15 protein-coding genes are annotated in these 19921 nt (G+C 72.4%); 6 read left to right on the top strand and 9 right to left on the bottom strand.

From position 1 onward, the window contains the following. Positions 1-5 precede the first annotated feature (5 nt). Together AB0G20_RS25845 and AB0G20_RS25840 are read right to left on the bottom strand one after the other, a co-directional pair. Positions 6-2249 (bottom strand): glycoside hydrolase family 9 protein, encoded by a 2244-nt coding sequence (locus AB0G20_RS25845; RefSeq protein ID WP_361306434.1) that lies wholly within the window; start codon positions 2247-2249, stop codon positions 6-8. A 154-nt stretch (positions 2250-2403) separates the two neighbouring features. Further along, positions 2404-5499: a glycoside hydrolase family 2 TIM barrel-domain containing protein gene (locus AB0G20_RS25840; protein ID WP_361306432.1), complete on the bottom strand. Its 3096-nt coding sequence runs from the start codon at positions 5497-5499 to the stop codon at positions 2404-2406. Between the two features lie 256 nt (positions 5500-5755). On the opposite strand from AB0G20_RS25840, the gene AB0G20_RS25835 reads away from it, so the two are divergent. Together AB0G20_RS25835 and AB0G20_RS25830 are read left to right on the top strand one after the other, a co-directional pair. Then, the gene (locus tag AB0G20_RS25835) at positions 5756-8143 is read left to right on the top strand and encodes a SpoIIE family protein phosphatase (protein ID WP_361306430.1); all 2388 of its coding nucleotides are present in this window, start codon (positions 5756-5758) and stop codon (positions 8141-8143) included. A gap of 173 nt (positions 8144-8316) precedes the next feature. Further along, entirely contained in the window at positions 8317-9576 is a 1260-nt protein-coding gene (locus AB0G20_RS25830; protein ID WP_361306542.1) for an arsenic transporter, read from the top strand. 13 nt (positions 9577-9589) lie between these two features. On the opposite strand, the gene AB0G20_RS25825 is transcribed toward AB0G20_RS25830, so the two are convergent. Both AB0G20_RS25825 and AB0G20_RS25820 read right to left on the bottom strand, forming a co-directional pair. Further along, entirely contained in the window at positions 9590-11875 is a 2286-nt protein-coding gene (locus AB0G20_RS25825; protein ID WP_361306428.1) for a ricin-type beta-trefoil lectin domain protein, read from the bottom strand. 373 nt (positions 11876-12248) lie between these two features. Beyond that, positions 12249-13214, bottom strand: coding sequence for a helix-turn-helix domain-containing protein (locus tag AB0G20_RS25820; protein WP_361306426.1), 966 nt, complete (start codon positions 13212-13214; stop codon positions 12249-12251). Positions 13215-13277: 63 nt separating this feature from the next. Here AB0G20_RS25820 and AB0G20_RS25815 point away from each other — a divergent pair, with 63 nt between their 5' ends. After that, a complete protein-coding gene (locus AB0G20_RS25815; protein WP_361306424.1) occupies positions 13278-14120 on the top strand; it encodes a phytanoyl-CoA dioxygenase family protein in 843 nt (280 codons plus the stop codon). A gap of 16 nt (positions 14121-14136) precedes the next feature. On the opposite strand, the gene AB0G20_RS25810 is transcribed toward AB0G20_RS25815, so the two are convergent. From AB0G20_RS25810 to AB0G20_RS25800, 3 genes are all read right to left on the bottom strand, one after another. Then, complete coding sequence (locus tag AB0G20_RS25810; RefSeq protein WP_361306422.1) at positions 14137-15105, bottom strand: aldo/keto reductase; 969 nt, start codon at positions 15103-15105, stop codon at positions 14137-14139. Between the two features lie 143 nt (positions 15106-15248). Then, a complete protein-coding gene (locus tag AB0G20_RS25805; RefSeq protein ID WP_361306420.1) occupies positions 15249-15788 on the bottom strand; it encodes a flavoprotein in 540 nt (179 codons plus the stop codon). A gap of 29 nt (positions 15789-15817) precedes the next feature. Continuing rightward, a complete protein-coding gene (locus AB0G20_RS25800; protein WP_361306418.1) occupies positions 15818-16276 on the bottom strand; it encodes a nuclear transport factor 2 family protein in 459 nt (152 codons plus the stop codon). Positions 16277-16367: 91 nt separating this feature from the next. Here AB0G20_RS25800 and AB0G20_RS25795 point away from each other — a divergent pair, with 91 nt between their 5' ends. Then, the gene (locus AB0G20_RS25795) at positions 16368-16919 is read left to right on the top strand and encodes a TetR/AcrR family transcriptional regulator (RefSeq protein ID WP_361306416.1); all 552 of its coding nucleotides are present in this window, start codon (positions 16368-16370) and stop codon (positions 16917-16919) included. Between the two features lie 9 nt (positions 16920-16928). On the opposite strand, the gene AB0G20_RS25790 is transcribed toward AB0G20_RS25795, so the two are convergent. Continuing rightward, complete coding sequence (locus AB0G20_RS25790) at positions 16929-17126, bottom strand: ferredoxin (RefSeq protein WP_361306414.1); 198 nt, start codon at positions 17124-17126, stop codon at positions 16929-16931. A gap of 12 nt (positions 17127-17138) precedes the next feature. Beyond that, complete coding sequence (locus AB0G20_RS25785) at positions 17139-18335, bottom strand: cytochrome P450 (RefSeq protein WP_361306412.1); 1197 nt, start codon at positions 18333-18335, stop codon at positions 17139-17141. A gap of 349 nt (positions 18336-18684) precedes the next feature. Here AB0G20_RS25785 and AB0G20_RS25780 point away from each other — a divergent pair, with 349 nt between their 5' ends. Beyond that, positions 18685-19317, top strand: a complete 633-nt coding sequence (locus tag AB0G20_RS25780) for a LysE family transporter (protein WP_361306410.1) — start codon at positions 18685-18687, stop codon at positions 19315-19317. Positions 19318-19420: 103 nt separating this feature from the next. Beyond that, complete coding sequence (locus AB0G20_RS25775; protein ID WP_361306408.1) at positions 19421-19870, top strand: nitroreductase family deazaflavin-dependent oxidoreductase; 450 nt, start codon at positions 19421-19423, stop codon at positions 19868-19870. Positions 19871-19921 lie beyond the last annotated feature (51 nt).

Below are 19921 nucleotides of genomic sequence, written 5' to 3'. Positions count from 1 at the left end.
CGTCCCTACCCCTGGTCCGCCACGAAGGAGGCCATGCGGGTCAGGGCGGCGTTCCAGTTGATCGTGTGCTCATTGGTCGACCAGGACTGGATGTCGTCGATGTAGCAGAACTGGCCGACGCAGCCCTGGAGTTTGCTCTGGGCGTAGGGGTCCTGGATGCTCGAGTTCGGCCCGCCCGCCAGGGTGCCCTTCGGCGGGCCCGGCTGGTTCGGGTCGAGCTGGCGGGCGTACCAGCGGCTGTGCTGGTTCTGGGCGCTGACCTCGCCGTAGCCGGTGACGTAGGAGATGTTCAGCGCGTTACGGCCGAGAATGTAGTCCATGCTCTGCAGCGCGCCGTCCCGGTACTTCGAGGCGCCGGTGATGTCGTACGCGGTGGCGAGGACGACGGCGTTGTTGAGGACCTGGTGGCTGGAGCCCCAGTCGTACTTGTCGCCGTCCGGGGCGTACGGCATGCCGTAGGGGTGTGCCTTCAGCGTGGCCAGGTAGCGGTCGGCGCCCTTGATCACGGACTGGCGCACCTTGTCCCGGCCGGGCAGCCGGCTGGGCACCGTGGCGAGGTCGAGCCGGCCGGCCGCGCCGGTGCGGGCCCAGTCGAAGCCGATCGGCTTGAAGAGGTCGGCCGTGTGGACCGGGGACTCCAGGACATGCTCCTCGAACTGCTTCTCCCCCGTGGAGAGGTACAGCTCGGCAGCCGCCCAGTAGAAGTCGTCGCTGACGTCGCTGTCGGCGTAGGCACCGCCGCCGATGCCGTCGCTCTCGGAGGCGAGGCGGTCGGGGTGGGCGAGCGCCGCCGACCACGCCTTGCGGGCGGCGGACAGGGCCTTGCCGGCGAACGCCCTGTCGTAGGGCCGGTACAGGCGGGCTGCCTGCGCGGCCGTGGCGGCCAGGTTCAGGGTCGCGGCCGTGGACGGCGGGTGCAGCTCGCGCTTCTGCGGGTCGTCGTGGGGCATCAGCGGCAGTCCGGTCCACTGTTCGTCGTGCATCTTGTGGTGGGCCATGCCCGCCAGCGGCTTGCCGTCGGGCACCTGCATCTTCAGCAGGAACTCCAGCTCCCAGCGGGCCTCGTCGAGGATGTCGGGCACCTTGTTGCCGCTCTCGGGGATGGCGAGCGTGCCGTCCCCGAGCTTGTCCGCCTGCCCGGTGCGGGCGTTGCGCGCGCGTTCGTAGGTGCTCAGCAGCTCCCAGGTGGAGATGCCGCCGTTGACGACGTACTTGCCGTGGTCGCCGGCGTCGTACCAGCCGCCGCTGACGTCGAGGGTGTAGTCGCACACGCCGGGCTGGCAGGGCACCGAGGTGTCGCCCTTGTTGGGTGCGACGCCGACGTGACCGGCCGGGCGGCCGTAGCCGGGCCGCAGGTCGTCGCGGATGGCGAGGCCGCTGCGCTGGGTGTAGTAGTACTTCGCCGAGTCCAGCCGGAGCCGCTCGTAGGCGCTCGCGTCGATGTCGAAGGGCCGGCTCGTCTCGCCGTCGGCGACGAGCGTGAAGCCCGTGCCCTTCGTGCGGTGGGCGCCGAAGTCGATCGAGTGGACGTTCTGCCCGGAGGAGGCGTCGACGCCGCGCGGCAGGGTCGTGCCCCGGGCGACCACCCTCCCGCCGGAGTTCTTCAGCTGCCACGGCAGCTTGCCCGTGGCGTCGGTGACCAGGGTGGCGTTCTTCGGCCCGGCCGGCAGATAGGCGACCTGGTTCACGCGGACCCGGGGCCCGGTGTCGGGCTCGTACGGTTCCGGTGCCACGCCGCCGAGCAGCGAGACGTCGTCCATGCAGAAGCGCCAGGCGTCCGCGCTGCCGCCGAGCTGGAAGCCGACCTGGCCCTGCGCGGTGTCGACGGGCGAGGTGAAGGTGTACGAGTAGGTGTCGCCGGAGACGCTGAGCTGCGGTGTCACCTCGTAGTAGGTGTCGTACGGCGACACCGACAGGCCCACGATGGCCCGCACCACATGCCCGGCGGGTGTCCCGGTCGCGCTGAACGAGAAGCGGTACGACTCCCCCTTCACGAGGGTGATGTCGTTCTGCCCGACGGCGGCGTCCCAGCGGTTGGCGGTGCCGCCGGGGACGTCGGCGCAGAGCCGGCCGTCGGTCACGCCCGCGGTGACGTTGCTGGTCGTCCACCAAGGGTCGGTGGCGGTGTCGAAGGTGCCGTTCCTGACCTGCTCGACCTCGTCGGCCCCGGCCGGCGAGGAGGGCAGCGCGGTGAGCGCGGTCGCCAGCAGGGCCGTCAGGGACAGCAGGGCGGTTCTGCGTCGTTTCACGTCTGGGCTCCTCTGGGAGGTGCGGGTGGCGCTCGGAATGGGAGCGCTCCCAGATGCGGATGCCCGCCATGGTTGTGCTTGATGTGACACCCCGTCAACGGTCCGGACGGGACTGGCTGTTCGCCACCCGTCCGGACCCGTGGCACAACGGGGTTCAGGCGGCCGGCGTCTCCAGCCGGCTGATGCGGATCGCGCCCCGGGGCTCGCCGGGGTGACGGCTCGTGAGGGTGAGCCGGATCCGGGAACCGCGGAGGGCCTTGAAGGTGATCACGGTCGGGGCGTCGGAGGCGGCGGCCCAGCCGATCTCGGTGTCCCGCGCGGCCTGCCACGCGCGGCCGTCCCACACCGCCACCTCGATCGCCGCGGGCAGGCTGTGCGTGGCGTCCACGGTGAAGGCGACCTCCACCCGGTCGAAGCCGCGGGTGCGCCCGTGGTCGACCGAGACCCAGTCCTCGGCCCGCGCGCCGTCGAAGGCGGGCAGCAGGGCTGTGGCCTGCTTGAAGAAGCCGTTGGACCAGCCGGTGGCCGGATCTTTGTCGAGCATGGCGGCGGGCAGGGTGTCCGGACGGCCGGAATAGCTCGCGTCCGCGTGCGGGTGGTCGACGGGGGCCGGGTGATCCGGCCGGAAGGCGGCTGGGGCCGTCTCGGCCCGGTCCTGCGCCCGGGTGGCGCGTACGGTCGCCGTGCCCGCGCGCAGCCCCTCGGCGCGGGCGGTCACCTTCACCACGCCGGCCTCGGTGCCGGACCGGACGATGGCGAGGGCCTTGCCGTGGAAGGCGGTCCGGGTGCTCGCCTGGTAACGCTCGGCGCTCTCCTGGCGGCCGTTGTCGAGCCCGGCGAGGGAGCCGCCCGCCACCTCGAAGGACAGCAGGTGCTCCGCGTCGGGCACCACCACACCGCGCCGGTCGACGACCTCGGCGGTCACGAAGACCAGGGAGCGGCCGTCCGCGGCGAGGGACTCGCGGTCCGCGGTCAGGCGTATCGCGTGCGGGGCACCGGCGGTGCGCAGCACGTCGGTGGCGACCACCTTGCCGCCCTGCCGTGCGACGGCCTTCAGCTCGCCCGGCGCGAAGGGCACCTTCCATGTCAGGTGGAGCTTGCCGGCGCTGCCGTTCGGGCTGGTGTAGCTGCCGGGGTAGGGGCCGTCGGTGAAGGTCTTGTCGTCGCCGGTCGCCTCGGTCGTCTCCAGGTACGGGCGACCGTCGACGGTCTTCTTGGTGTCGAACCGCCGTACGCCCAGGGACTTCCCGTTGAGGTACAGCTCGACGGTGTCGACGTTCGCGTACGCCCAGACCTCGACCGTGTCACCCTTCTCGTGGTTCCAGGTCATCGGCAGCAGATGGACCATCGGCTCACTGACCCACTGGCTGCGGAACAGGTGGTACATGTCCTTCGGGAAGCCCGCCGTGTCGACCGCGCCGAAGAAGGACGCCTTGACCGGGAAGACGTCGTACGGCGTGGGCTCGCCGATGTAGTCGATGCCCGACCACAGGAACTGCCCGGCGAACCACTTCCGGTCACGGTCCTTCTTGTGGCCGTACTCGCCGCTCATGGTCCAGGAGGCGAGGTTGTTGTCGTAGGAGGAGGTCCCGCGCCTTCCCGGCGTGTAGTTCTCGCCGGTGTTGAGGTGCTCGGGTTCCTGGTACTCGCCCCGGGTCGACGTCTCCGACGAGGACTCGGACTCGAAGAGGAACAGATGCGGGTAGGCCGCGTGCAGCTGGTCCACCGACTTGGCGGTGTTGTAGTTGAGGCCGAGACCGTCCAGCTTGGCGAGCATCAGGTCGGCCGCGGAGCCCTTGGCGGGGAGGCGGCGGTACTTGTCGGAGCCGATGATCAGCGGACGGGTGTCGTCCGCGGCCCTGATCGCGGCGATGATCCGGTCGGCCATGGCGAGGCCGGCGGTGGAGGTGGAGTCGGGCACCTCGTTCCCGATGGACCACATCAGGACGGCGGGCGAGTTGCGGGCCGCCAGCACCATCTCGGTGGTGTCCTTCTCGCACCACTCGTCGAAGAACCGGCCGTAGTCGTACCGGTTCTTGCCGGTGCGCCAGCAGTCGAACGCCTCCACCAGCATGATGACGCCGAGCTCCTCGCAGACCTGGATCACCTCGGGCGCGGGCGGGTTGTGGGAGGTGCGCAGGGCGTTGACGCCCATGGACCGCATGATCTCCATCTGCCGGCGGACGGCGTCGATGCTGACGGCGGCCCCGAGTGCGCCCAGGTCGTGGTGGAGGTCGACACCCTTGATCTTGTGGTGGGTGCCGTTGAGGAAGAAGCCCTCGTCCGGGTCGAAGCGGAAGGTTCGGAAGCCGAAGGGCGTGCGGTAGGTGTCGGTGGTCTTGCCGCCGACGCGCAGTTCGGTCTGCAGGGTGTAGCGGTGCGGCGCCTCGAAGTCCCACAACTCGGGGCGCCGGACGGTAAGTTCGTGCGTCTCGGTCCGCTCGCCGGTGACCGCGGCGGTGGAGGAGGTGCGGGCGACCGTCCGGCCCTTGCGGTCGACGATCCGGGAGACGACCTCGACGTCCGCACCCGCCCCCGAGGCGTTGACGACGGATGTGGCGACCCGTACGACGGCACGCTCGGCGGAGATCTCGGGCGTGGTGACGCGGGTGCCCCAGCGGGCCACGTGCACCGGCTCGGTGATCACCAGGCGGGCCTCGCGGTAGATGCCGCTGCCCGAGTACCAGCGGCTGCTGGGGAGCCGGTTCTGGACCTTGACGGCGATCACGTTCCCGGTGGTGCCGTCGGTGTGCACCAGGTCGGTGAGGTCCAGGGCGAAGCCGGTGTAGCCGTAGGGGTGGCGGCCGGCCTCCTTGCCGTTGCAGTAGACGGTGGAGTCCATGTAGACACCGTCGAACTCCACCGAGACGCGCTTGCCGGCGAGGGCGGGCGGCAGGGTGAAGGCCAGGCGGTACCAGCCGAGGCCGCCGGGCAGGAAGCCGGTGCCGCTGGTGGTGCCGTGCTCGGTGGTGGGGGTCTGCTCGATGCTCCAGTCGTGCGGGACGGCGGTCTCGCGCCATCCGGAGTCGTCGTAGCCGGGAAGGTGGGCCTCGGCGTAAGCCCCGGTCGGGTCGGTGATGCCCCCCGGGTTCACCAGTGCGAAGCGCCAGCCGTCGCGCAGTGCGACGGTCCGGCGGCCGGACGCGCCGCGCACCTCCCCGGCGGCCCACGCCTCCGGGGCGGCGAGCAGCGCTCCGGCCGCGGGCGCGGCCGCGGAGGCGAGCAAGACCGATCTGCGAGTGACCGACATGACGGCTCTCCCTCATTAGGGCCCAGAAGTACTCACAACTCATCGCGAACAAACAGATTCTGTCGATGTGTCACACCGGCCCGTCAAGGGTGCGGGAGCGCCCTTCTGCCTCAGGGATCACTTCGGCCGAATGTGCGCCAGATGCGGGCCGAGGAGGCGGCACCGGGGTTACCGGTCCACGTCGGGCGCCTACGGACTAGGCTGGAACTCAACTGGCCTCCCTGTTCACTGTGAGTGTCCGTATGGAGTCGCGACGATGAGCCCGGACGAGGCGTTCGACGATGGCGTGGCCGCCCGTGCCGTCATCGCCGTCGACGGCACGCTCACCGAGTGGAGCGAGGGCGCCCGCCGTCTGCTGGGCCACACGGCCGCCGAGGTCGTGGGCCGCCCCGCCGCCGCGCTGCTGGCCCACGGCGCGGACCCGCCGCCCGTGCCGGAAGACTCCCGCTGGAGCGGCACACTCACACTGCGTCACCGTGACGGCCACCCCGTGTCTCTGTGGGTCCTCGCCCACCGCAGACCGCCGGACGAAGCGGAGGCGACCGACTGGCTCGCGGTGTCCCCGCCGGAGTCCGCCGACCACGGGCTTCCGGAGGACCCGCTGGTGCGCATGGCCCTGACCCAGTCGCCCTGCGCCACGATGATCTTCGACGAGCGACTGCGGCTGCGCGGCGTCAACGAGGCCATGGCGGACCTCGTGGGACTGCCCGCCGGGCGGATGCTGGGCCTGAGGCCCACCGACATCGGCAGCCGTCCGCAGAACTCCGAGCTCGAAGAGTATCTGCGCCGGGTGCTGAGCACCGGCCGGCGGCAGGACATGCAGACGTACATGAAGGCGACCGGCGAGAACCGGGGCGCGCACGCCTGGCTGGCCCGGATGGCGCCGCTCACCGACGGTACGGGCCAGGTACGGGGCGTGTGCGTGACCGCCCACGACTTCTCCGACCAGTACCGGTCACGGGAGCGGCTGCAACTGGTCAACGAGGCGAGCGTGCGGATCGGCACCACCCTCGACGTCACCCGCACGGCGCAGGAGCTGGCGGACGTGTGCGTCCCGGCGCTCGCCGACTTCGTCAGCGTCGACCTGCTCGACCCGCAGGAGCACGGCGGCGAGTCCGCCGGAGCGCCGGCCACGCCGCTGAGTCTGCGCCGGTGCGCCCACCAGTCGGTCAACAAGGGCAGCCCCGAGGCCGTCGCCAAGCCGGGGCAGGTGGACGTCTACCCGGAGAGCTCCCCGCAGGCCGCCTCGCTGGTCGCGGGGCACACGGTCGTGGCCTCGGGCTCGTCCGGCGACCTCGAGCGGTGGCTGGCCTGGGACCCGATGCGCTTCCAGCGGGTCCAGGAGTACGGCATCCACTCCACGATGTCCGTACCGCTCCAGGCCCGGGGCACGACCCTCGGGGTGGCGGTCTTCACCCGTTTCAGGCGCCCCGAGGCGTTCACCGACGACGACGTGCTGCTGGCCGAGGAGGTCACGGCCCGGGCCGCCGTCTGCATCGACAACGCGCGCCGCTACTCCCGCGAGCGCGAGACGACCCTCACCCTGCAGCGCAGCCTGCTGCCCCGCACATTGCCGCTCACGGCGGCGGTCGAGGCGGCCTCCCGCTATCTGCCGGCCACCCGCTCCGGCGTGGGCGGCGACTGGTTCGACGTGATCCCGCTGTCCGGGATGCGGGTCGCCATGGTCGTCGGCGACGTCGTCGGCCACGGCATCCAGGCCTCGGCCACCATGGGCCGGCTGCGCACCGCCGTCCGCACCCTCGCCGACATCGACCTCGCCCCCGACGAACTGCTCACCCACCTCGACGACCTGGTCGTCCGGCTGTCCCAGGAGTCCGGCGGGGACAACGGCACCGGCGAGATGGGCGCGACCTGCCTGTACGCGGTGTACGACCCGGTGTCGCGGCGCTGCAACCTGGCCCGGGCCGGGCATCCGCTGCCCCTGCTGGTGCCGCCGGACGGCCCGGCACAGCAGCTCGACCTGCCCTCGGGCCCGCCGCTGGGCGTCGGGGGGCTGCCGTTCGAGAGCGCCGAGGTCGAGCTGCGGGAGGGCAGCGTCCTGGCGTTCCACACGGACGGGCTGCTCGTGAGCCGCGAGCGGGACGTCGACGCGAGCAGCCGGATGCTCCGCGAGGCCCTGTCGGCGCCCTCCGACTCCCTGGACGAGATCTGCGACCGCGTGCTGCACACCCTGCTCCCGCCCGCCGGTTCCAGTGACGACGTGGCCCTGCTGCTGGCCCGCACCCGCGGCCTGCCGTCCACCCAGGTCGCCACCTGGGACATCCCCGCCGACCCGGCACTGGTGGCCCCCATCCGCAAGCAGGTCGTCGACCAGCTCGAACGCTGGCAGCTGATCGAGGCCACGTTCACCGCCGAGCTGGTCGTGAGCGAGCTGGTCACCAACGCCATCCGCTACGGCGCCCAGCCCATCCGGCTGCGGCTGATCCATGACGCGGCCACCCTGATCTGCGAGGTCTCCGACACCAGCCACACGGCGCCGCACCTGCGCCGGGCCAAGACCTGGGACGAGGGCGGCCGCGGTCTGCTGCTGGTCGCCCAGCTCACCCAGCGGTGGGGCAGCAGGCACACCGCCGACGGCAAGACGATCTGGGCGGAGCTGGCCCTGCTCGACGACGAGATCTGAGGGCACCGGGCCGGGCCGGCGGCCGTGCGGCCGGCGCCGGGGCAGGAGCTCCTGACGGCGCTCGGCGCGGGCAGCGGTCCCCGAACCGTACCCAGCAGGGCCGTTGAGAGTCTCTTACCTGCGCCTGCTTTCATGGGCGGCCACGACCTGCCCGCGCTCCGGAGGACCCCGCCCTGAACACCCCGCTCGCCGAAGTCGTGTCCGTTGCGCTGCTGGCCGCCGTACTCGTGTGGGCCGTCGCCCGCCCGAAGGGCCTGCCCGAGGCCGTGCTGGCGGTGCCTGCCGCCGGGCTCGCCCTCGCCCTCGGAGTGATCTCACCGGACCACGCCTGGGAGGAGATCCAGCGGCTGGGGCCCGTGGTCGGCTTCCTCGCGGCCGTGCTGGTGCTCGCCCACTTCTGCGACGTCGAGGGGCTGTTCACGGCGTGCGGGGCGTGGATGGCCCGCTGGGCGGCGGGGCGCCCCGCGCGGCTGCTGACCGCGGTGTTCGCGCTGGCGTCCGTCATCACGGCCGTGCTCAGTCTGGACGCCACCGTCGTCCTGCTGACTCCGGTGGTGCTCGCCACCGCCACCCGCATGGGCGTGCAGGCCCGGCCGCACCTGTACGCGTGCGCCCATCTGTCGAACACCGCCTCGCTGCTGCTGCCGGTCTCCAACCTGACCAATCTGCTGGCCTTCACGGCGAGCGGGCTGAGCTTCACCCGCTTCGCCGCACTGATGGCGCTGCCGTGGCTGGTCGCCATCGCCGCCGAGTACTTGGTGTTCCGGCGCTTCTTCGACGACGAACTGGCGGCGCCTCTCCCCTCCCCCGAGCCCGTGCCGCGTCCCGAGCCGCTCCCGCTGTTCGCCCTCGTCACGGTCGGCTGCACGCTCGCCGGGTTCGTCGTGGCCTCCGCCGTGGGGATCGAGCCGGCGTGGGCCGCGCTGGCCGGTGCGCTGGTGCTGGCCGGGCGGGCGCTGGTGCGCCGGCGGGCCACGCCGCTGACCGTGGTGCGGTCGGCGGGCCCGGCCTTCCTGGCGTTCGTGCTCGCGCTCGGCGTCGTCGTGCGCGCGGTCGTCGACCATGGGCTCGCCGACGCGCTGCAGCGTGTCCTGCCCGACGGATCGGGCCTGCTCACGCTGCTGGGCGTGGCCGCGGTGGCCGCCGTTCTGGCCAACCTCATCAACAATCTGCCCGCGGTGCTGGTGCTGCTGCCCCTGACCGCCGGGGCCGGTCCCGGCGCCGTGCTGGCGGTGCTGCTCGGTGTGAACATCGGCCCCAACCTGACCTACGCCGGATCGCTGGCGACCCTGCTGTGGCGGCGGATCGTGCAGCAGCACGGGCACCGGGTGGGGCTCGGGGAGTTCACGCGGCTCGGGCTGCTCGCCGTGCCGGCGGCGCTGGTGCCGGCCGTGGCGGCCCTGTGGCTGTCGCTGACCGTCGTGGGGGCCTGAGCGCACGCCCGGGTCAGCGGCGGCCGCCTCCGCCGTGGCCATAGCCGCCGTAGCCGTAGCCGGGGTAGCCGTGTCCCGGGTTGCCGTACTGACCGTCCGCGTCGCAGTAGTAGCCGTAGCGGTAGCAGGACGAGTCGGTGGCGGCCGGGCTGCTCGGCGTCGGCTGCGGGGCCGAGGAGGTCGCGGACGGCGTCGGTGCGGGCCCCGGCGTCTTCGACGGTGTGGGAGTCGGGGTCGGCTCGGGCGTGGTACGCGGGGCCGGAGCGGCGGCGTTCCAGTTGACGGCCTCCATCTGGAGGTCGGCCTTGGAGGTGTCGATCACCCAGCGCTGGACCTTGTCGTCCGCCCGGGCCTTGACCACCAGGGCTCCCGAGCCGTCGGTCGCGGCCGGGGCCAGGGCGAGGTCCTGGTCCCAGCGGGGCACCAGGGCGCCCTGGAGGGTGAAGTCGTAGCGGATGTACTTCGGGTCCGGCCGGGACGCGCCCTCGCAGGGGGCCAGCCGCACCGAGTAGCCGAGCCGCGAGTCCAGGCACAGGTCGGGGGCGGCGCCGTTGCGCAGCAGTCCGTCGGTCTCGTACGTCCACTGCTGGGCGGCATCCGCGGAGCAGGTCGTGAGTTCGGCCTCCCCGCCCTCGACGGCCTTCTTGCCGTCGATGCCCACGCACAGGTCCGAGGCGACGTTGTGCAGCCGGCCGCTGAGGGCGCCCTTCTCGGCGTCGCCCGCCCCGGCCGAGGACGGGTCGCCGTTCGCCTCGCCCGCCTCGGAGTCGGGGGCCTCCTCGGCGGACCGGTCGGCGCCGGACGGGGCGCCGTCGCCGGAGTCGCCGATGGACCACAGGACCAGCGGCAGGACGACGAGGCCGCTGACGGTCAGGATGCCCGCGGTGAGGTTGCGCCGCCGGGCGGCACGGCGGGACGCCTTGTGGGCGGATCTACGGGCGGCGGTTCTCGGGCCTTCGGTCCGGGGACCCGGGGATGCGGTGGCGGTCGAGGCGGAGAGGCCCGCGGGGTTCGGAACCGAAGCCTCGGCGGTGTTCCTGGCCGCGTCCGCGCCCTCGGCCGCGGGAGCGGGCGGCACGGCGACCGGCCCGCCCGGATCGGTGAACGACTCCCCGACGGTGCCGGCCAGGGCAACCGGGTCCGGATAGGCCTCACGTCCCTGACCGGCCGGATCGGGAAACGCCTCACGCGCCGTGCCCACCGGGTCCGGGAAGACTTCACGCGCCGTCCCGCCCGGGCCGGGGAAGACCTCGCGCGCCCCACCAAGCGGATCCGGGAACACTTCACGCGCCACGTCCACCGGATCCGGGAAGGCCTCGCGCGCCATGGCGACCGGGTCCGGGAAGGCCTCGGGCGTCACACCGGCCGGGGTCCTGGCGGTGCCGGCCGCACCGGTCGCTCGCCGGGGCAGCCCGTGACCGCGCTCCGCGGCACCGGTCCCGCGGCCGCCTCCGCCGGGCTCCCCGGCGTCACTCACCCGGCTCTGGGCGTACCCCCGCCCGCCCCAGCCCAGCACCCCCTCCGACAGGGCGGCGCCGAGGCCGTGGTTGAACTGGTCGAGCTGGTCGGCGGCGGCGCTGCAGTGCCCGCAGCCCTCGATATGCGCGCGTAGATCCTGGTCGATGTCGACGCCCCCGCGTCGGTACGTCACGTCGAGCAGGCGCAGATAGCGGCGGCACTCCTCGTCGGGGGCGAGTTCGCGGTGCAGCTGGAGGCACTCCTCGCGCAGCCGGTCCCGGGCCCGGTCCAGCTCGACGCGCGCGCCCTCCTCGTCCAGGCCGAGCAACCCGGCCGGGGAGGTGAGCGGTTCGGCCTCGACCTCGACGTGCCACAGCAGGCACCGCGCGGACTGGGGCAGCCGCTGGAAGGCCCCGGACAGCAGGCGCCGACGCGGCGACGGCAGCAGTCGGGCGGCGGGCCGCTCCCCCTCGCCGGTCCCGGCGAGCAGCTCCGGGTGGAGCATGTCCCGTCTGTGGTCACCGGCCCACTCGGCCGCGATGCGCCGCACGGTGACGAGCAGATGGGGCCGCCATGCGGAGGTCGGGCCGTTCTGCCGGAGGGTTTCGCCGAAAAGCCGGGTGAAAGCCGCAGTGGTGAGCATTCCCGCGGAGCGCGGGCCGTCGGTGCACAGCCGGGCGTAGGCGAAGGCCGCCTCCCAGTGCCGGTCCAGCAGTTCACCGACGGGGTGAAGTGCGGGTGTCGCCCCGGTCCACTTCCTGAGCTCCGCGCTCAGTTGCTCGTCCGTCGCGCCGAACCTGCGGGCCGAGGCCGGAGAATTCGACGGGCCTGCGTCTTTCACGGCTGCATTCCTCTCAAGGACACGCGGAATATAGTCCATACCAAGGGGTATGCCGGCACGGCGGCCTCGCGCATACGAAGAAAGGCGTGATGTGGGCACGCCGCCACGGCACACCTTTGCACAGGTCAGGGACAGGGAACAAGGGATCCGGCGGTTTCGTGCATTGCGTGCGCTGCCAGCGCTTTTTGACAAAATGTCAATCAGCGGAACGAAAGGCATTTCCGTGCTGTCTGCCCCCTTTATCGGCTCACATTTACCCGCCTCCGGTAGCCGCCCGGAAACCATTGCCCCACCGCCTGCACAGCAGCTCACACCGTCGACGGCCTTCTCCGCGCCGGCCTTTCGGGGCCTCCCGCGGAACCAATAGCGGGGCTCAGCCCGGCGAACCGCCGTGCATCGTGCGGTACGCCCCGGGCGGCGCCCCGTAGCGCTCGCGAAAGGCGCGGTTGAAGTGGAACGGGCTGACGAATCCCGAGGCCGCGGCGACGCGTTCCACGGGCAGGTCGGTGCTATACAGCAGCCGCGCGGCATGGCGCAGCCGCGCCTCGCGCAGGGCACGCATGGGCGACTGACCGAGCTGCCGGCTGAACAGATGGGCGAAGCGGGACGGTGACAGCGCGACGCTCCCGGCGAGCGAGCGGACGGTGTGCGGGGCGCCCGGGTCGGCGTCGATCAGTTCCTGGGCACGGCGGATCCGTGCGTCGAGGCCGGGCCGGGGCGTCGCCGACCGGGCCCCGGCGGTGGTGAGGAGGACGATCTCCTCCAGTGCGCACAGGGCCAGTTCGCGGGCGGCGCTGCCGTGCGCCACGGCGACCTGCCCGTCCGGGGGTGACGCGTCGGGCGGTGCCTCGGTGCCGGTCCAGCGCGCGTCGGCGTGCATCCGCCGGAACGCCGTCCCGACGCGGCCGTGCACCCCGGCAGGGGCGGAGGTGACCACGTACATCCCGTCGCCCGCGTCGTACGGCCGAAGCCACGCGGCCCAGGACGGACGGGCCTGGCAGTGCGCCCACCAGAACCTCCAGTGCCGGGCGCCGGGCTCGACGGCGTAGCCGTGCGGGACGCCGGGGGCGAGCACGACCAGGTCGCCCGCACCGGCCGGGGTCTGCGCACCGCCCTGCCAGAGCCGTCCCCGGCCCGCGGTGGTCCAGGTGAAGAGCCAGCTCGCGGATCCGTGCGGCCGGTTGACGCCGTAGCCGGGCGGCTGGTCGAAGTGGCCGAGCACGACGAGCCCCGGCGGTGGAGCGGGATCCCCGGCGTTCCCGGCGTTCCCGGTGTTCCCGGTCTTCCCGGCCTCCCCGCGCTCAGCAGTGTCGGGCAATCCGTCAGCACGCACGGGCATCCTCCTCGACGACTGGGCGGCCTAGCGTTTTGGACCGAGGACACCTGACCGAGGAGTGCGTTCATGACAGTCACGGGCAAGGGCGCCGTCGGCGCTTCCATCCTGGACCCCGCCGGGCTCCGGCGGTACCGGGAGGGGTTCGAGGAGGACGGTTTCACGGTGGTGCGCGGGCTCTTCGGGGCCGACGAGATCGACCGGCTGTGCGGCGAGTTCGCGGCGCTGCGGGCGGCGGGTCCGGTACCCGGGCACTTCGAGCCGCGCGCGGCGGACGCGCCGGGCGCCGATCCGTTGCATGTCTGGCCCCGGGTGATGCACCCACACGAGATCAACGGCCTCGCGCGTGAGGTCCTGCTGGACGCCCGGTTGCGGACGGTTCTGGAGGTGCTCCTCGGGGAGGAGGTGCTGGCCGCGCAGAGCATGTTCTACTTCAAGCCGCCGGGGGCCCGGGGGCAGGCGCTGCACCAGGACAACTTCTATCTGCGGGTGGAGCCGGGCACGTGTGTGGCGGCGTGGGTGGCCTGCGATGTGATCGACCGGGAGAACGGCGGGCTGGAGGTCGTGCCGGGCACGCATCTCATGGACCTGTTCTGCCCGGAGCTCGCCGACTCGGACGTGTCCTTCGCCCGGGAGTACGTTCCGCCGCCGGCGGGGCTGACGCCGGTGCCGGTGGACATGGCGCCGGGGGACGTCCTGTTCTTCAACGGGAGCCTGGTGCACGGGTCGCAGCCGAACCGGGCGGCCGAGCGGTTCCGTCGGTCGTTCATCGGGCACTACGTGGGGCGGTCGGCGGAGCGGATCGGGCGGTACTACCGGACGCTGGCGATGAGCGGGGCGAGGGTGGAGCTGGCGGAGAGCGAGGGGGCGGGGCCCTGCGGAACGGAGTTCGCCCCGCAGGGGCCGCACTGAGCCGCGAGTGATGCGTTCAGTGCCCGGCGACGGGATGGGGACCGTACGGGCGCTGAAGTTCCTCCAGCTCCTTGTCGCTCAGCCGGATCTCCACGGCGGCCACCGCGTCCTCCAGGTGTCCGGGCTTGGACGCGCCGACGATCGGGGCGGTCACCGTGGGCTGGTGGAGGAGCCAGGCGAGGGCGACCTGCGCACGGGGGACGCCCCGCTCGCCGGCGATGCGGGTGACCGCCTCGACGATGGTGCGGTCGCCCTCCTGGTACAGGGTGCTGCCGAAGGTGTCGGTGGAGCTGCGCCCGGTCGTGGTGTCCCAGTCCCGGGTGAGCCGGCCGCGGGCGAGCGGGCTCCAGGGCAGGACGCCGACGCCCTGGTCCGCGCACAGGGGCAGCATCTCGCGCTCCTCCTCGCGGTAGATCAGGTTGTAGTGGTTCTGCATCGAGACGAAACGCGTCCAGCCGTTGAGCCGCGCGGTGTACTGCATCTTGGAGAACTGCCAGGCGTACATCGAACTGGCCCCGATGTAGCGGACCTTGCCCGCCTTGACGACGTCGTGCAGGGCCTCCATCGTCTCCTCGACCGGGGTGTGCGGGTCGAAGCGGTGGATCTGGTAGAGGTCGACGTAGTCGGTGCCGAGGCGGGCGAGGCTCTGGTCGAGCTCGGTCATGATCGCCTTGCGGGACAGTCCGCCGCCGTTCGGCCCGGGCCGCATCCGGCCGTGCACCTTCGTCGCGAGGACGATCTCGTCGCGGCGGGCGAAGTCGCGCAGGGCACGGCCGACGATCTCCTCACTGGTGCCGTCGGAGTAGACGTTCGCCGTGTCGAAGAAGTTGATCCCCGCCTCGACCGCCTGCCGGATCAGCGGGCGCGAGGCCTCCTCGTCGAGGGTCCACTCGTGCGCGCCGCGGTCGGGCAGACCGTAGGTCATGCACCCCAGACAGATCCGCGAGACGTCCAGGCCCGTCGAACCGAGCTTCACGTACTGCATCGTTGCTGCTCCTGCCTTCGGGAGGGTTTCCACGGCGAGCGTACGTGTTCGTGTGTGCTCGAAGACGCGGCCGGTCAGGGCGTCTGACGGGCCGTCATCGCTGCTGTCCCCTGGTGGGGCCGACGGCCGGCCGCGCCCGACCGTCAGCCGCGTGCGATCAGGTCCAGGGCCCGTTCCCACCCGAACTCCGGCCGCCCGCCGTCCTCCCCCGGCTCTCCCGTGTACGGCTCGCCGAACCGCACGCCCATCCCGCCGAGCCGTTCGAGGCTGTCCCGGTAGGCGGGGTGGGCGGCCAGCGCGTCGGCCACGCACGGCAGGACGGCGATCGGCACGCCGAGGCCCGCGACCTCGCACAGGGTGCCCAGGGCGAGGGTGTCGGCGATGCCGGCCGCCCACTTGTTGACGGTGTTGAAGGTGGCGGGCGCGACCACCACGGCGTCGGGCGCCGGGAACGGGCGCGGCGCGCCGGGGGTACGCCAGGCGGAGCGGATCGGGCGGCCCGTCTGGGCCTCGACGGCGGCGGTGTCGAAGAAGCCGGTCATGGCGACGGGTGTCGCGATGACGCCCACCTCCCAGTCCCGTTCCTGCGCGGCGGTGATCAGCTTGCTGACGTCGGCGGCGATGCCGGCGGCGCAGACGACGACGTAGAGGAAGGGCTTCCGGGCGGCGGCCTGTTCGGTCATCCCGGAAACCCTAAGCGACTCCCCCGGGTTCACCGGAGGGGGAACGTGTCTCCGCGTTCGGCCTCCGGCCGTGGACCGTGGATACGGCGCTCCTTCTCCTCGATCGGGACGTCGTTGATGCTCGCCTCGCGCCGGGTCATCAGGCCGTGCTCGTCGAACTCCCACAGTTCGTTGCCGTAGGAGCGCCACCACTGCCCCTCGAAGTCGCGGCACTCGTACTGGAAGCGGACGGCGATGCGGTTGCCGTCGAAGGCCCACAGGTCCTTGCGCAGCGCGTACTCCTGCTCGCGCTCCCATTTGCGGGTCAGGAGCTCGGCGATCTCGGCGCGGCCGGTGACGAAGGTGTCGCGGTTGCGCCAGACGGAATCCGGCGAGTAGGCGAGGGCGACCTTGTGCGGGTCGCGGGTGTTCCACGCGTCCTCGGCGGCCTGGACCTTCTGTGCGGCGGTCTCGCGGGTGAAGGGCGGCAGCGGCGGGCGGTCGGACATGGATCCTCCCTGTCAGCAAGGGAGAACGAGCGTTCTCCACAGGGCTGCTACCGTAGGAGAACGCTCGTTCTCGCGTCAAGGAGGGTCGTACATGGACAGCGCGGAGGCCCGGGAGCGGGCGCTGGACGCCGCCGAGGAGCTGTTCTACGGGCGGGGTGTGCAGTCCGTCGGCATGGACGACGTCCGCGGCACCTCCGGGGTCTCGCTCAAGCGGCTCTACCAGCTGTTCCCGGCGAAGGAGCAACTGGTGGAGGCGTATCTGGAGCGGCGCGACACGCGCTGGCGAGGGCAGCTGGCCGAGTACGTCGAGCGGCACGAGGAGCCGGAGCAGCGGCTCCTGGCCGTGTTCGACTGGCTGGGGATGTGGTTCGGCGAGCCGGGCTTCCGCGGCTGCGCGTGGCTCAACGCGTACGGCGAGCTGGGCGCCACCTCGGCGCGGGTGGCGGCCCAGGTGCGCGCGCACAAGCGGGCGTTCCGGGAATACCTCGGCGCGCTCGTGGCGGCGGCGGGGCTGCCCGGCGCGCTGGCCGGGCAACTGTTCCTGCTGGCCGAGGGTGCCATGGTCACGGCGGGCGTCACCAGGAGCACCGAGCCCGCGGCCGAGGCACGCGAGGCGGCCCGGCGGCTTCTGGACGCCGCGTGAGAGCCGGGGTCAGCTCACCGTCTCGGACACGGTGATGGCACTGACCGGGCAGGCGCGGGCCGCCTCCCGCAGCAGCGGGCCGCCGCTGTCCTCCCCGCCGGGCAGCAGGGTGCTGTAGCCGTCGTCGTCCTGGGTGAACACCCCCGGGGCGGTCAGGGCGCACTGGCCCGCCCCGATGCAGACGTCCTTGTCGATGCCGATGTGCATGTGCGGAAGCCTTTACCAGGTCACGGGGAGTTCCAGCATCCCCTGGATGGTGTCGCCCGGCTTGAAGGGGATCTCCTCGGCCGGAGCGGCCAGGCGCAGGGTGGGCAGCCGGTCGAAGAGGCTGTGCAGGGCGATCTCCAGCTCGGCGCGGGCGAGGTTCTGGCCGAGACACTGGTGGATGCCGAAGCCGAACGCGACGTGGTGACGGGCCGGGCGGCTCCAGTCGAGGGTGTCCGGCTCGGGGTAGACGCTCTCGTCGCGGTTGATGACGGAGGTCGCGAAGACCACCCCCTCACCCTTGCGGATCGTCGTCCCGGCCACCTCGATGTCCTCGACGGCGAGGCGCAGCATGCCGTCCGCGATCGACAGCATCCGCATCAGCTCCTCCACTGCGGCCGGCAGCAGTCGCGGGTCCGCGCGCAGCTCGGCGAGCCGCTCGGGGTGCTGGAGCAGGGTGAAGGTGCCGAGCGAGATCATGTTGGCGGTCGTCTCGTGGCCCGCGACCAGCAGGATGAGGGCCATGGCGATCAGGCCCTCGCGGTCGAGGTCGCCCTCGCGCAGCTGCCGCTGGACCAGGTCGTCCAGCAGTCCGGTGCCGGGGTCGCGCTGCTTGCGGTCGATCAGCTCACCGAAGTACGACTCCAGCCGGTCGCGGGCGTCGAGGACGTCGGCGGTCTCCGGGCCGCGCAGCAGCCTCCGCGACTGGGTCTCGAAGAAGTCGTGGTCGGCATAGGGGACGCCGAGCAGGGCGCAGATCACCATGGACGGCACGGGCAGCGCGAAGGCGCTCACCAGGTCCGCGGCAGGGCCGTGGGCGATCATCGCGTCGAGCCGTTCGTCCACGATCTGCTGGATCCGTGGCCGGAGTTCGACGGCCCGCTTGAGAGTGAAGTCCCCGACGACCATCCGCCGCTGGGCCCGGTGCTCGGGGTCGTCGACGCCGAGCAGGGCCGTTCTGCGGTTGCGGATCCCGGCGAAGCGCTTGGTGGGGGTGGGGAAGCCGGGCCGGTCGCGGTTGGACGACAGACGCGGGTCGGCCAGCAGGGCGCGGGCGGTGGCGTGCCCGCTGACCAGCCAGGCCTCACGGCCGTCGAAGAGGGTGATGCGGGTCAGGGGGCGTTCGGTGCGCAGCGCGTCGTAGGCGGCGGGCGGGTGGTAGGGGCAGGTCCGGCTCTGGGGGAAGACGACGGGTGCGGTCGTGTCCGTCATGAAGACCTCGCAGACGAGTAGAGCGTCGTGCCGATCTTCATTAGATGCCCCAGGCATCTATAGGGCGACGCGAAGTTCGGCCAGATCGCCGGTGGCGGCAACTTGGCCGGGGAATGCCGTCCTCCCGTTCGAACGCCGGGGGCGGTGGCCCGTGTTGCGGGCTCGGCGTCCTTGCCCGGGCGCGGGTGCGGCGACGCCGATGCGAAAACCGGTTGTCGGTACGGCGGGACAGCCTCCAGGATCCAGCCATGACTGCGTTCACCGTTCTCCTGCCGCTGTCCGTCGCCGCTTCTGCCGCGCGCCGCCAGCAGCGGTCCGGCCGCCGGGGAGGTCCGACGCCGCCGCGGTCATGACGGCCGCGCTCGTCGCGGGGCTGCTCGCCGGGTACGGCATCGCCGTCCCCGTGGGCGCCGTCGGGACCTACCTCGTCTCCCTCACCGCCCGCACCTCCCTGCGCACCGGTGTCAGCGCGGCGCTCGGCGTCGCCACCGCCGACGGGCTCTACGCCCTCGCGGCCACCCTCGGGGGCACGGCCCTGGCGTCCGCGCTGCGGCCGGTGCTCGGGCCGCTGCGGTGGGTCTGCGTGCTGGTGCTGCTCGCGTTGGCGGCATGGGGCGCGCTCGCCGCCGTGCGTGAGTACCGCGGCCACCGGCTCGCGACCCGGAGTGCCCCCGCTCCCCCGAACCCCGCCCGGGCCTACCTGGGCCTGCTGGGCATCACCCTGCTCAACCCGACGACCGTCATCTATTTCGCGGCCCTCGTGCTCGGTTCCCAGGCCACGGGCCCGGCCGGTCCGCTGGAGCAGGGCGTGTTCGTGGTGGCCGCCTTCGCCGCCTCCGCGAGCTGGCAGGTGCTGCTGGCCGGGAGCGGAGCGCTGCTGGGCCGGGCGCTGACCGGCCATCGAGGGCGGCTGGCGACGGCACTGGTGGCGAGCGGGGTGATGACGGATCTGGCCGTGCGGATGGCGCTCGCGCCGGGGTGAGTCCACGTCCGGCCGGATCCGGCCGGATGCGGATGATTCCCGGGGGCGCGGATGTTGCAATCAGGTGGCGATCAGCCGCGGACGCGACGATGGGACGGATGTCATGCCTCTCGAAGGCGAGTACGAACCCAGCCCGACGCAGTGGGTGCGCAAGCAAGTGGAACTGTACGAGAGCTCCGGCGGTACGGAGGGGACGACGCTGCAGGGCTCGAAGATGCCGGTCGTCATCCTGACTTCACGGGGTGCCAGGAGCGGGAAGCTGCGCAAGACACCGGTGATGCGGGTGGAGCACGAGGGGCGATACGCCGCGGTGGCTTCCCTCGGCGGGTCGCCGAAGCACCCAGTCTGGTACTTCAACCTCCTGGCGGACCCGCATGCGGAGCTCCAGGACGGTCCGGTGAAGCAGGACATGACCGCCCGTGAGGTCACGGGCGAGGAGAAGGCGGCGTGGTGGGAGCGAGCCGTCGCGGCCTACCCGGCGTACGCCGACTACCAGAAGAAGACGGACCGGGAGATTCCGGTGTTCGTACTGGAGCCCGCCGAGGGCGGCTGAGACAGGGGTCGGCTGCCCGGTGCGGGCAGCCGGCCGAAAAACTTCGTCCTC

It is taken from the genome of Streptomyces sp. NPDC024017, from assembly GCF_040638895.1.
Classification (GTDB): Bacteria; Actinomycetota; Actinomycetes; order Streptomycetales; family Streptomycetaceae; genus Streptomyces.
The sequence above is the reverse complement of the archived record's forward strand: the minus strand, read 5'-3'. Positions and strand labels throughout refer to the sequence as shown.